We start from the raw sequence: 12,697 nt of genomic DNA, 5'->3' as shown, positions 1-12,697 counted from the left end.
TTATAAATTTTTTAAAGCCTGCTTAATGATCGTTTCGACATTAGCATCTGGTTGGGCTATCATAATTTTATCTACTACACGTTCGGCTTGTTTTTTAACAAAACCGAGCACTTCTAAAGCAGATAACGCTTCATCTTTGTTGGTATTGCCTTGTGAAACAGAAACTTCATCAATATCATAAATCTTTATGATCTTATCCTTGAGTTCGATAATCACGCGTTGTGCTGTTTTAGCTCCAATCCCTTTTATAGATTGTATCAAAGCCACATCCCCTGTGGCAATCCCTTCTCTTACTTGCTTAGGTGTTAGAGAGGATAGCATCGTTCGAGCAATACTAGAGCCAATACCACTTACAGAAATTAAAAGTCTAAATATTTCACGCTCTGCAAGACTAGAGAAACCATATAACGTATGCGAATCTTCTTTGACTTGAAGATGTGTATATAGCTTTAAAGATTCCCCTTCTGGAATTTGAGAAAATGTATGTAGTGATATATTAAGTAAATAGCCCACGCCGTTACAATCTATAACAACGTGGGTAGGATTTTTCTCTGTGAGTTTACCTTGTATGTGGGTTATCATTTATGTCAGTTGGTTATCGACCAAATGTAATAAAATTATTTTCAATCGAAAGGCTATGAATCACCCTTTTCAGCATCACGTTGTTCTTTTTGTTGTGCATCAATTACAGCCATAGCGGTCATGTTTACAATTTCGTCTACACTGGCACCTAATTGAAGGATATGCACAGGTTTACGCATGCCCATCATAATTGGTCCGATAGATTCTGCTTCATTCAATTCTTTAAGTAATTTATAGGTGATATTTGCCGAATCTAAATTTGGAAAAATTAAGGTATTCACCTTTTTACCAACGAGTTTAGAAAACGGAAATTTCTCTTTTAGCATCTCGTCGTTAAGCGCAAAATCGGTTTGCAATTCACCATCTACTATTAAATCTGGATTGAAACGATGCAAATTAGCCACGGCTTCTCTTACTTTAGAGGCCTTTGGACTAGGCGAAGATCCAAAATTGGAATATGAGATCATTGCCATTACGGGTGTCATTCCAAACATTTTCACCACTTTGGATGTCATTTGAGCAATTTTAGTGAGTTCCTTTGCATCAGGATCGATGTTAATAGAGGTATCACTTAAAAACAGCGGCCCTCTTTTTGTCATCATCACGTTGGTTGTTGCAACTCTGTCAACCCCCTTGTCCATTCCAATAAGCTCCAGCATAGGTTTTACAACCGTTGGATAATTACGAGAATACCCAGAAATTAATGCATCTGCATCACCTTCATTTACCATCATGGCAGCAAAATAATTACGTTCTCGCATTAAACGTTGAGCGGCATAAAAAGTGACTCCTCTACGTTTACGTTGTTCCCAATACACTTTAGCATATTGATCTTTTCTATCGTTTTCTTGGTCAGACTTCGGGTCTATAATAAGGACATCTTCAGCCTCAAACTCAATTTCCACCATTAAGTTCTTTATCGTTTCCTTTCTACCTAACAAAATAGGAATAGCAACACCTTCTTCATAAGCTATTTGTGCGGCCTTAATTACTGCCAATTGATCGGCCTCAGCATAAACAACACGTTTAGGGTCTAATTTGGCGCGGTTTAATAGCAATCTCACCAGTTTATTGTCCGAACCTAATCGTTCTCTTAAAGTATCCTTATACTCTTCCCAATTGGTTATTGGTTCTTTGGCCACACCGCTTTCCATGGCAGCTTTTGCTACTGCAGGAGGTACTTCAGCGATTAAACGAGGATCGAATGGTTTTGGAATAATATAATCTTTCCCAAAAGTTAAACGTGTTTCTCCGTATGCTATATTCACCTGTTCTGGTACTGGTTCTTTTGCCAATTGTGCTAAGGCTTCAACAGCTGCCATTTTCATAGCTTCGTTTATTTTGGTAGCTCTAACATCTAAAGCCCCTCTAAATATAAATGGAAAACCAAGAACATTATTCACTTGATTAGGATGATCACTTCGACCTGTAGCCATAATAATATCTTTGCGTGTTGCAATAGCGATATCATATTTCACCTCTGGATCTGGGTTAGCCATAGCAAACACTATAGGCTTCTTTGCCATACTCAAAAGCATTTCTGGCGACACGATATTCGCCATAGATAAACCAATAAACACATCGGCATCAACCATAGCTTCATCAAGTGTGTCTATTTTTCTATGGGTTGCAAATTCTGCTTTTTCAGAAGTTAGGCTATCACGATCGTCACGAATTACACCTTTACTATCCAGCATGACCATATTTTCACGTCGCGCTCCAAAAGCTTGATACAATCGTGAACAAGAAATGGCAGCTGCACCGGCACCACTAATAACAATTTTTACTTCCTCAATTTTTTTATCTGCTATTTCCAAAGCATTAATTAAAGCTGCTGCTGAAATAATAGCTGTTCCATGCTGATCGTCATGCATGACAGGAATATCAAGCTCGGCTTTTAAACGTCTTTCAATTTCGAATGCACCTGGTGCTTTTATATCTTCTAAATTAATACCACCAAAGGTTGGGGCTATATTTTTTACCGTAGCAATAAACTCTTCAACATTTTCTGTATCCACTTCAATATCGAAAACATCAATGTCTGCAAATATTTTAAATAGCAACCCCTTACCTTCCATAACCGGTTTTGAAGCTTCTGGTCCAATATTACCAAGACCTAAAACTGCAGTTCCGTTTGAGATCACAGCTACTAAATTCCCTTTAGCTGTGTATTTATATGCGTTTTCTTTATCTTTTTCAATTTCTAAACAAGGTTCTGCAACACCAGGAGAATAGGCTAACGACAAATCTCTTTGTGTGGCATATTTTTTTGTTGGAACAACTTTTATTTTACCAGGAGTTGGCTTAGCGTGGTATATTAGGGCTTCTCTACGTTTACTTTCTTCGCTCATTAGAATTGTATTTTGTGACTAACAAATATAACAATCCTAAAAAAGGAATCTCTTATTCTTTAAGAAAATTGATATTTCTTTTTAAGCCTAAAAACTTGGTTCGTTTAACTGGAGATTTTTTAAATACTTTTTTAAAGGTGTCTTCTGTAACCTCGTCCCAATCCTTTTTGGACATGGCTAACAATTCGGGATGTGGATTAAACAAAGGTTCGTTATGCGGCTTTGAGAACCGATTCCAAGGGCAAACATCTTGGCAGACATCACAACCAAACATCCAATCGTCGAACTTTCCTTTAAACGCTGTGGGGATATTTTCTTTTAATTCAATAGTAAAATAAGAGATACACTTACTCCCATCAACCACATAAGGTTCGGTTATCGCTTGCGTAGGACAAGCATCAATACAGGCGGTGCAGGTACCACAGTGGTCGGTGACTCTGGCATCGTATTCTAAATCTAAATCGATAATTAATTCGGCTATAAAATAGAAAGAGCCCACTTGTTGTGTTAAGAGATTGCTGTGTTTACCAATCCAGCCCAAACCCGATTTTGCCGCCCAAGCTTTATCTAATACAGGTGCCGAATCAACAAAAGCACGGCCTTCAACTTCACCAATGTCATCTTGAATGAAATGCAATAATGATTTAAGCTTATCCTTAATCACAAAATGGTAATCGGTACCATAAGCATATTTAGAAATTTTAAAACTAGTATCGTTTTGTTTTTCTTCTGGATAATAATTTAACAATAGTGACACCACACTTTTAGAACCTTCAACGAGTTTTGTAGGGTCTAAACGCTTATCGAAATGATTTTCCATGTAACGCATTTCACCGTTCATGTTATTATTCAACCATTTTTCTAGACGAGGCGCTTCTTCTTCTAAAAACTGTGCTTTACTAACCCCACACGACAAAAAACCAAGGCGCTTTGCTTCGGCTTTGATGCGTTGTGTGTATTTCGATTTGTTATCTAACATGGATTGCGTTTAGGTTAAAAAAACTCAAATTTTTTAACTAACAAAAAACGAAGAGTATATAAACACTAAAGACCTAAAATTTTAGCATCAACAAAAAACTCAGAACGTACATTTATTTTATGGTCTGAAGTTATTATTTGATCGGTTACTGTAGCGAGTCTTAAGCTAAATTCATCCTTTTTAAGGTAGGTTTGTAAATCGTCATTAGAGGTATCTAATTCAATAACCCGACTTCCGTCTTCTTCAATAACATCCTTCCAGGCGATAAGTACTTCTTTCTCGTTTTCAGCAGAAATATAAATTTCAATAGCATTAAGGAAATCAAAATTACCGTGATCTGGGGCGTCAATTTCCAAGGTCATTCGGGTAAGTTCAATATATTCGATTAAGTTTTTACCCGTATTATTATTTTCAAACTTAGATTCAGAATTTGAACTAATTTCGGGCGTAAAGGCATTAAATGGTAAATCTACGACTGTTGAAGACTCAATAACAACTTCTTCTTCATAAACAATAGTAAATTGGGTTAATTCTTCAATTTTATCGCATCCGAATAAAAGCGTAAGCCATATAAATGCAGTAAATAATTTAAAATGTTTCATTTGGAATATAGGTTATTTGGGGTTCGTAAATTGGTAATAATCATTTTAATCTTAAAACAGACCTCCTTGTGTAGGTCCTTTAACGCGTCCTAAGTGTTTGTACGCTTCTTCTGTGACTTCACGTCCTCGCGGCGTACGCATAATAAACCCTTGTTGAATTAAAAAAGGTTCATAAACTTCTTCAATGGTTTCAGGGCTCTCGCTAACGGCAGTAGCTATTGTTGTTATTCCAACGGGACCACCTTTGAATTTATCAATAATAGTTGATAAGATTTTGTTATCCATTTCGTCCAGGCCATGCGCATCTACATGTAACGCTTCTAAGGCATATTTTGCAATTTTAATATCAATACTTCCGTTCCCTTTGATTTGCGCGAAATCACGAACTCTACGTAGCAATGCATTAGCAATACGGGGCGTTCCTCGGCTTCTACCGGCTATTTCAATCGCAGCCTCAATAGAAATAGGAACATTCAAAATACCTGCACTTCTTTGAATGATGGTGGTAAGTAAATCGGTTTTATAATACTGTAAACGACTTTGGATACCAAACCGTGCACGCATTGGTGATGTTAATAATCCAGAGCGTGTCGTTGCTCCAACTAAGGTAAATGGATTCAGATTAATTTGAACCGTCCTTGCATTGGGCCCAGATTCAATCATGATATCGATTTTGAAATCCTCCATAGCCGAATATAGGTACTCTTCTACAATCGGACTTAAACGATGAATTTCATCTATAAATAATACATCACGTTCCTCCAGGTTCGTTAGAAGCCCAGCTAAATCACCTGGCTTGTCTAAAACAGGTCCTGAGGTGATTTTAATACCCACACTTAATTCATTGGCCAGAATATTAGCCAAAGTGGTTTTACCAAGACCTGGAGGGCCGTGGAATAAAGTATGGTCTAAAGCTTCACTTCGCAAATTAGCAGCCTGAACAAATATTTGCAAATTTTCTAAAACCTGATCTTGCCCCGTGAAATCATCAAAAGATAACGGTCTTAACTTTTTTTCTACATCAAATTCTTCTGAAGAAAGGTTTTCGTTTGTTGGATCAAGGTTTTCGTTCATGGGCACTTCCTGCCATAACAGGAATAGTATTAGTTTAACCAAAGACCACTTTTCATTATTTGGAAAGCTAAGCCTTTAATTTTTATGTTTACTCTAAAACACAAAAATACGATTTATCAATTATAATAGCATTTACCAATTAAAATAACTGGTGTAAACAAAAAGCCTCTCCAAATTGGAAAGGCTTTGTATATCGTTATGAATTTCTATTTTAAAAAATCCGTAATTATCAATTAGTGATGTAACTCTACTTCACCTTCTTTAAAAGGTACATTTTGAGGAACGAAATCTACATCGTAACCTGGTTTACTATAATCGTAAGCCCAACGGTAAACGTGAGGAATTGCACCTGGCCAGTTTCCGTGAATATGCTCTACAGGAGTTGTCCATTCTAATGTAGTTGCTTTCCATGGATTTTGCGTTGCTTTCTTTCCGAAGAAAATACTACTAAAGAAGTTGTATAAATATACCAATTGAACAACACCTCCAATTAAAGCAAATACTGTAATGATAACATTTACATTAGCTAAATCATCAAATAATGGGAAGTTACTGTTTGTATAATATCTACGAGGTAATCCAGCCATTCCAATAAAGTGCATTGGGAAAAATACGCCGTAAGCACAAACTGCCGTTAACCAGAAGTGAATATAACCTAAATTTTTATTCAACATGCGTCCGTACATCTTAGGGAACCAGTGGTAAATACCTGCAAACATTCCGTAAAGTGCAGATATACCCATTACTAAGTGGAAGTGAGCTACAACAAAATAGGTATCGTGTACATTAATATCTAAAGCAGAATCTCCAAGAATAATCCCTGTAAGACCACCTGTAATGAATGTTGAAACAAAACCTATTGAGAACAACATCGCAGGGTTCATTTGTAAATTACCCTTCCATAAGGTTGTAATCCAGTTAAAGGCTTTAACCGCTGACGGAATCGCAATCAACAATGTTGTAAAAGTAAAGACAGAACCTAAAAACGGATTCATTCCAGAAATAAACATGTGGTGCCCCCATACAATAGTTGAAAGGAATGCAATCGCTAATATAGAAACAATCATCGCTCTATAACCAAAGATAGGTTTACGAGAGTTGGATGCCATAATTTCAGAAACAAGTCCCATCGCAGGTAAAATTACAATATATACCTCCGGATGTCCTAAGAACCAAAATAAGTGCTCGAATAATACAGGAGATCCGCCTTGATAATGTAAAACCTCACCTTGAATAAAAATATCTGATAAGAAGAATGATGTTCCAAAACTTCTATCCATGATTAATAATAAGGCTGCCGACAATAATACTGGGAAAGAAATAACACCAATAATAGCTGTTACAAAAAATGCCCAAATTGTTAAAGGTAATCTCGTCATAGACATCCCTTTTGTACGTAGGTTTAAAACTGTAACCACGTAATTAAGCGATCCTAGTAATGATGAAGCAATAAAGATAGCCATCGATACTAACCAAAGCGTCATACCCATACCTGAACCTCCTTGTGCCATAGGTAAAGCACTTAACGGCGGATAAATTGTCCATCCTGCTGCTGCTGGTCCTGCTTCAACAAATAAAGAGATAATCATGATTACACTTGATAAAAAGAATAACCAATAAGAAACCATGTTTAAGAAACCAGACGCCATATCACGTGCACCAATTTGCAACGGAATTAAAAGGTTACTAAATGTACCACTTAATCCAGCAGTAAGTACAAAGAATACCATTATGGTACCATGAATTGTAACTAGAGCTAAATAAATATCTGCGTCCATAACACCATCTGGTGCCCATTTACCTAATAATGCTTCAAACAATACATTAGGCTCTTCTGGCCATGCAATTTGCATACGAAACATCATAGACATTAAAACACCAATAACTCCCATAATAGTACCCGTAACTAGGTACTGTTTGGCAATCATTTTATGATCCATACTAAATATATATTTAGTAACAAAAGTCTCTTTATGATGATGTCCGTGGTCGTCGTCGTGAGCGTGAGTATCTGCGTGTGCTGACATAATCTTATATTCGGTTTGGTTTCTTGTTTAATTAGTTAATTAAAGAATTCTTGAATTCTTTTTGCTCTGCAATCCATGCGTCGTATTCTTCCTGAGTTTCAACAACAATTTTCATTTGCATATTGTAGTGTGATTTACCACAAATTTTATTACAAATTAAAAGGTAGTCAAATTCATAACGTTCTAATGGCTCTTCTCCTTTGGCTACAAGAGGTTTACTATTTTCAACTCTTATCTTATTAATACGCGTAACTTTCTCTTGAATATCTGGAGTTTGACGCATTTCAGCCGTTGTCTTAGTAGGTGTAAATCCAAACTGAGTAATCATTCCAGGAACACAGTTCATTTGTGCTCTAAAGTGAGGCATATAAGCAGAGTGTAGAACATCTTGAGATCGCATTTTGAATAAAACAGGCTGACCTACTGGTAAGTGCAACTCGGTAGTAATGATATCATCTTGAGCATTAGGGTCAGCTTCATCTAAACCTAAAATATTGGCACGATCGATATCAATTAAACGCACATTAGCTTTACCTAACGTGTTATCGGCTCCCGAATATCTTGCCTTCCAGTTAAACTGTTGTGCATATAATTCAACAACCAATGGATCTTCACTTTCATCAATACTAGTAATACTAATCCAAGTATTTAATCCGTAGATAATTAAACCTGCTAAAACAATTACAGGAATAATAGTCCAAACCATTTCAAGTTTGTTGTTATCAGCGAAGAAAAACGCTTGTTTTCCTTTTTCACCTTTGTATTTAAAGGCAAAGTAGTGTAACAAAAATTGAGTTATGGTTTGTACGAAGAAAATTAAAACTAATGAAATTATCATTAAATTATCAATGGTTCCTCCGTGTTCTGATGCCGCGTTTGATAAAAGCGGTAAATCACCCCATTTAACAACACAAACGATAGTTATTATATAAATGAAAGCTAAAAAGCCCATCATTAAATAACCATTTAAGGTATTATCTTTATCATTGGCAACTTGTGAATTTTCTGTTTTAGCTTGCGCTAAATCAAAAATCTTAACCATTTGCCAAATGGCAATTAAAATAAATACTAAAACTATAATTGTTAATAAAGTAGTCATGTGGTTCGTCTTTCTTCTTTATTTAAATCTTATTAATAATGGAAATCTTCACTTTCTTTCATAAGTGGGTATCCTTTTGCTAGTAATGAAGCCTTAGATAAAGACAAAAATACTACAAATATGAATAATCCTCCAAATAGTAAGACAGCGCCAATTTCAGGAATTCCTATAAACCATCTGTCTCCAACTGTTGCTGGCATAATCATATTGAAGATATCAACATAATGACCTAAAAGAATCACGATTCCAGCCATAACAACAAACCAGTTCATGCGTTTGTAGTTAGCGTTCATTAACATTAGCACTGGGAACAAGAAGTTCATAACTACCATTCCGAAGAAAGGTAATTTATAATCGTTAATTCTAGTGATGAAGTAAGTTACCTCTTCAGGAATATTAGAATACCAAATTAACATGAATTGAGAGAACCATAAGTAGGTCCAAAAAATACTAATACCAAACATAAATTTAGCAACATCATGTAAATGGTTTTCATTAACAAAAGCTAAATACCCTTTAGATTTTAAATAGATAGACATTAATGCAATGACAGTAATACCGCTTACAAACATAGATGCAAAAACATACCATCCAAACAATGTAGAGAACCAGTGCGGATCTACACTCATAATCCAATCCCAAGACATCATAGATTCTGTATAGATAAAGAATACTAAGAAACCAGCTGTAATACGGAATGCTTTTTTAAAGTTACTAATATCACCAGGTTCAGCGTTATCTTGAGCAATTGAAAATTTACGCGCAAAGTGACGGTAAGCCACCCAACCAGCAATAAAGATTAAACCTCTAATGGCAAAACCACCAATGTTTAACCACCCTGCTTTCCCTTGGATTAATTTATCATGAGCAACCACGTCTGGATCCATCCAGATGAAGATGTTGTAATGTCCAATCGTTCCAGAAGCTACTGCAATAATTAAAACAATTAAAGCACCAGGTAATAGGTAAGCTGTTATCGCTTCCATTACTCTAAATAATACTGGAGACCATCCTGCTTGAGAAGCAATTTGTATCGCATAAAAAGCCAATACACCCAAAGCAATCATCATAAAAAAGAATGCCGCAACATATAATGCAGACCAAGGTCGATTTGCTATTTGATGTTGTACATGCGTAACATGTTTTGAATGTGCATCAACGCTAGTATGTGCTTCTTCACCATGCCCTTCAGCTGCATGAGCATCCTGACTTGGTGTTACGTGGTGTGCGTCTGCTTCACCGTGTCCACCACCGTGATGTGATTCTTCTGCAAGTAAGTGCTCAACTTCCTCAAAAGATTTATGAGATGTCATAAAACCATATCCAACCCCTAATGCTCCTAAAATCATTAGTATGAAAGAAAATGTCTTTAATTTATTTGAAAATGTATACATATCTATAATAATCTTATCAATCTTACTTTTCTAAATCTGCCTTTAATTGTAACACATACGAAACCACTTGCCAACGTTCTTCTTCTTGCAATTGATTTGCATAAGATCCCATCGCGTTCTTTCCGTAATAAATCGTGTGATAAATACTTCCGGCAGTAATTGCTCTACCCGCATCATCATAACTAGGAATACCTAATATCTTTTCACGTTTTACTAAGTTACCTTGTCCGTTTCCTTTTCCTCCGTGACAAATCCCACAGTAGATGTCGTATAATTCTTTACCTCTATTTAAATCCACTTGAGTTGAATCTAAAGGATTCGCTAACGATGCTTTTGCAAGTTCGTAACCTTCAGTCGTGTTTTCAATATCAAAAGGAATAAACCCTCTTGCTATAGATCCTTCAGCAGGTAATTGTGCTTCAACGCCATCTTTAAATGCCGCTTCACCATAAGTTTCATATCCAGCAGACTCATACATATTCGGCATGAATTGATAGTTAGGCGCTGTACTTTTATTACAAGATACGGCTACAAAAACAACTGCTATTACTAATATTTTAATTAAGCTTTTCATATGTCTTATTAATGGGCTTTATCAACTAAATTAATTTCTACTGCACCAGTTCCAGCAAGCAACGTTTCTATGGCTTCTTGGTTTCCATTTACAGCGATTTCCATTAAGAAATGATCATCTGTAGTTCTTGGGTCTGGATTTTCAGCTTCTTTAAAAGGCCACATTCTACTACGTAAGTAAAATGTAATTACCATTAAGTGGGCCGAGAAAAATACCGTAAGCTCAAACATAATTGGAACAAACGCTGGCATGTTTTCTAAATAGCTAAAGCTAGGTTTACCACCAATATCTTGAGGCCAATCTTCAATCATAATGAAATTCATCATTAAAGTTGCCACAGTCAAACCAATTAAACCGTATATAAATGCTGCAATAGCAATACGAGTTGGCGCAAGTCCCATAGCGTGGTCTAGCCCATGCACAGGAAATGGTGTATAAATTTCTTCTATATGATATCTCTCTGCTTTTACTTTCTTAACAGCAGACATTAAAACATCATCATCCGTATAAATAGCGTGAATTACTTTTGAAGCTTCCATATGCTACTTTTAGTTTTTTGGTTCTTGATTAATTGGTCCTGAAGTTCTTGGATCTGCACCAGTTCCAGATAAACTTTGTCCACTTTCTCTTAATTTCTTGTACTTATCACCTGAAGATTTTAAGATCGTCTTAACTTCCGCTTGTGCAATTACTGGGAATGTTCTAGAATATAATAAGAAAAGTACAAAGAAGAATCCTATCGTTCCAATGAAAATTCCAATATCAACAAACGTTGGAGAGAACATCGTCCATGAAGACGGTAAGTAATCACGGTGTAACGATGTTACAATAATTACGAAACGCTCAAACCACATGCCTACGTTTACCACAATTGAGATAAAGAAAGAGAACATAATACTTGTTCTTAATTTCTTGAACCACATAAACTGTGGTGAGAATACGTTACAAGACATCATCATCCAGTATGCCCAAGCATAAGGACCTGTTGCTCTGTTTAAGAACGCGTATTGTTCGTATTCTACTCCAGAATACCATGCAACGAATAACTCGGTAATATAAGCTACACCAACTATAGAACCTGTAATCATGATTACAATGTTCATTAACTCGATGTGTTGTACTGTAATATAATCTTCAAGGTTACATACTTTTCTCATGATAATAAGAAGCGTATTTACCATGGCAAATCCTGAGAATACCGCACCTGCAACAAAGTAAGGTGGGAAAATCGTAGTATGCCATCCTGGTATCACCGATGTTGCGAAATCGAAAGATACAATGGTATGTACAGAAAGTACTAAAGGTGTTGCTAAACCAGCAAGAACCAAAGACACTTCTTCAAAACGTTGCCAATCTTTAGCACGTCCAGACCAACCAAAACTTAATAAAGCATAAATCTTCTTTTGGAAAGGTTTGATAGCCCTATCTCTTAGCATGGCAAAATCGGGTAATAAACCAGTCCACCAGAAAACTAATGATACCGATAAGTACGTAGAAATTGCGAATACATCCCAAAGTAACGGTGAGTTAAAGTTTACCCATAGCGATCCAAATTGATTTGGAATTGGTAATACCCAATATCCTAACCATGGACGACCCATGTGAATTACTGGAAATAAACCTGCTTGAACAACCGAGAAGATGGTCATCGCTTCCGCGGAACGGTTAATTGCCATTCTCCATTTCTGACGAAATAAGAGGAGTACAGCAGAAATCAGAGTTCCTGCGTGACCAATACCTACCCACCAAACAAAGTTGGTAATATCCCAGGCCCATCCAACAGTCTTGTTAAGACCCCAGACACCAATACCTGTAGTAATGGTATAAATAATACATCCAATTCCCCAAAGGAAAGCTACAAGTGAAATACTAAATACTATCCACCATTGCTTATTTGCTTTTCCTTCTACAGGCCTCGCCACATCCACAGTCACGTCGTGGTAGGACTTATCTCCTGTAACTAAAGGTCTTCTAATAGGTGCTTCGTAATGAGACGCCATAATTATATAATTGAT

General features: G+C 36.3%; 10 protein-coding genes and 1 pseudogene. All 11 read right to left on the bottom strand.

What is annotated here, in order from left to right; translation table 11 throughout:
- The gene (gene ruvA, locus KO493_RS07360; RefSeq protein ID WP_216067299.1) at window positions 1-582 is read right to left on the bottom strand and encodes a Holliday junction branch migration protein RuvA; all 582 of its coding nucleotides are present in this window, start codon (window positions 580-582) and stop codon (window positions 1-3) included.
- Between the two features lie 53 nt (window positions 583-635).
- Window positions 636-2,933, bottom strand: a complete 2,298-nt coding sequence (locus KO493_RS07355) for an NADP-dependent malic enzyme (RefSeq protein WP_216067298.1) — start codon at window positions 2,931-2,933, stop codon at window positions 636-638.
- 52 nt (window positions 2,934-2,985) lie between these two features.
- On the bottom strand, window positions 2,986-3,912 hold the full coding sequence (gene queG, locus KO493_RS07350; protein WP_216067297.1) for a tRNA epoxyqueuosine(34) reductase QueG: 927 nt from the start codon (window positions 3,910-3,912) through the stop codon (window positions 2,986-2,988).
- Window positions 3,913-3,977: 65 nt separating this feature from the next.
- Window positions 3,978-4,514 (bottom strand): hypothetical protein, encoded by a 537-nt coding sequence (locus tag KO493_RS07345; protein WP_216067296.1) that lies wholly within the window; start codon window positions 4,512-4,514, stop codon window positions 3,978-3,980.
- Window positions 4,515-4,565: 51 nt separating this feature from the next.
- Window positions 4,566-5,588, bottom strand: a complete 1,023-nt coding sequence (gene ruvB / locus KO493_RS07340) for a Holliday junction branch migration DNA helicase RuvB (protein ID WP_216067295.1) — start codon at window positions 5,586-5,588, stop codon at window positions 4,566-4,568.
- Window positions 5,589-5,821: 233 nt separating this feature from the next.
- A complete protein-coding gene (locus KO493_RS07335; RefSeq protein ID WP_216067294.1) occupies window positions 5,822-7,615 on the bottom strand; it encodes a cytochrome c oxidase subunit I in 1,794 nt (597 codons plus the stop codon).
- Window positions 7,616-7,646: 31 nt separating this feature from the next.
- Window positions 7,647-8,714 (bottom strand): cytochrome c oxidase subunit II, encoded by a 1,068-nt coding sequence (locus KO493_RS07330; protein ID WP_216067293.1) that lies wholly within the window; start codon window positions 8,712-8,714, stop codon window positions 7,647-7,649.
- 32 nt (window positions 8,715-8,746) lie between these two features.
- Window positions 8,747-10,108 (bottom strand): quinol:cytochrome C oxidoreductase, encoded by a 1,362-nt coding sequence (locus KO493_RS07325; protein WP_216067292.1) that lies wholly within the window; start codon window positions 10,106-10,108, stop codon window positions 8,747-8,749.
- A 22-nt stretch (window positions 10,109-10,130) separates the two neighbouring features.
- Window positions 10,131-10,682, bottom strand: coding sequence for a c-type cytochrome (locus KO493_RS07320; RefSeq protein ID WP_216067291.1), 552 nt, complete (start codon window positions 10,680-10,682; stop codon window positions 10,131-10,133).
- An 8-nt stretch (window positions 10,683-10,690) separates the two neighbouring features.
- On the bottom strand, window positions 10,691-11,221 hold the full coding sequence (locus tag KO493_RS07315; RefSeq protein WP_216067290.1) for a DUF3341 domain-containing protein: 531 nt from the start codon (window positions 11,219-11,221) through the stop codon (window positions 10,691-10,693).
- Between the two features lie 36 nt (window positions 11,222-11,257).
- A pseudogene (gene nrfD, locus KO493_RS07310) lies at window positions 11,258-12,682 on the bottom strand (NrfD/PsrC family molybdoenzyme membrane anchor subunit); the annotation flags it as partial.
- Window positions 12,683-12,697 lie beyond the last annotated feature (15 nt).

Source organism: Pseudotamlana agarivorans, from assembly GCF_018860245.1.
Classification (GTDB): Bacteria; Bacteroidota; Bacteroidia; order Flavobacteriales; family Flavobacteriaceae; genus Pseudotamlana; species Pseudotamlana agarivorans_A.
The sequence above is the reverse complement of the archived record's forward strand: the minus strand, read 5'-3'. Positions and strand labels throughout refer to the sequence as shown.

Bases quoted from the DNA above. Each gene is read 5' to 3' on its own strand.
- ruvA (WP_216067299.1), bottom strand. From the start codon at position 582: ATGATAACCCACATACAAGGTAAACTCACAGAGAAAAATCCTACCCAC.
- KO493_RS07355 (WP_216067298.1), bottom strand. From the start codon at position 2,933: ATGAGCGAAGAAAGTAAACGTAGAGAAGCCCTAATATACCACGCTAAG.
- queG (WP_216067297.1), bottom strand. From the start codon at position 3,912: ATGTTAGATAACAAATCGAAATACACACAACGCATCAAAGCCGAAGCA.
- KO493_RS07345 (WP_216067296.1), bottom strand. From the start codon at position 4,514: ATGAAACATTTTAAATTATTTACTGCATTTATATGGCTTACGCTTTTA.
- ruvB (WP_216067295.1), bottom strand. From the start codon at position 5,588: ATGAACGAAAACCTTGATCCAACAAACGAAAACCTTTCTTCAGAAGAA.
- KO493_RS07335 (WP_216067294.1), bottom strand. From the start codon at position 7,615: ATGTCAGCACACGCAGATACTCACGCTCACGACGACGACCACGGACAT.
- KO493_RS07330 (WP_216067293.1), bottom strand. From the start codon at position 8,714: ATGACTACTTTATTAACAATTATAGTTTTAGTATTTATTTTAATTGCC.
- KO493_RS07325 (WP_216067292.1), bottom strand. From the start codon at position 10,108: ATGTATACATTTTCAAATAAATTAAAGACATTTTCTTTCATACTAATG.
- KO493_RS07320 (WP_216067291.1), bottom strand. From the start codon at position 10,682: ATGAAAAGCTTAATTAAAATATTAGTAATAGCAGTTGTTTTTGTAGCC.
- KO493_RS07315 (WP_216067290.1), bottom strand. From the start codon at position 11,221: ATGGAAGCTTCAAAAGTAATTCACGCTATTTATACGGATGATGATGTT.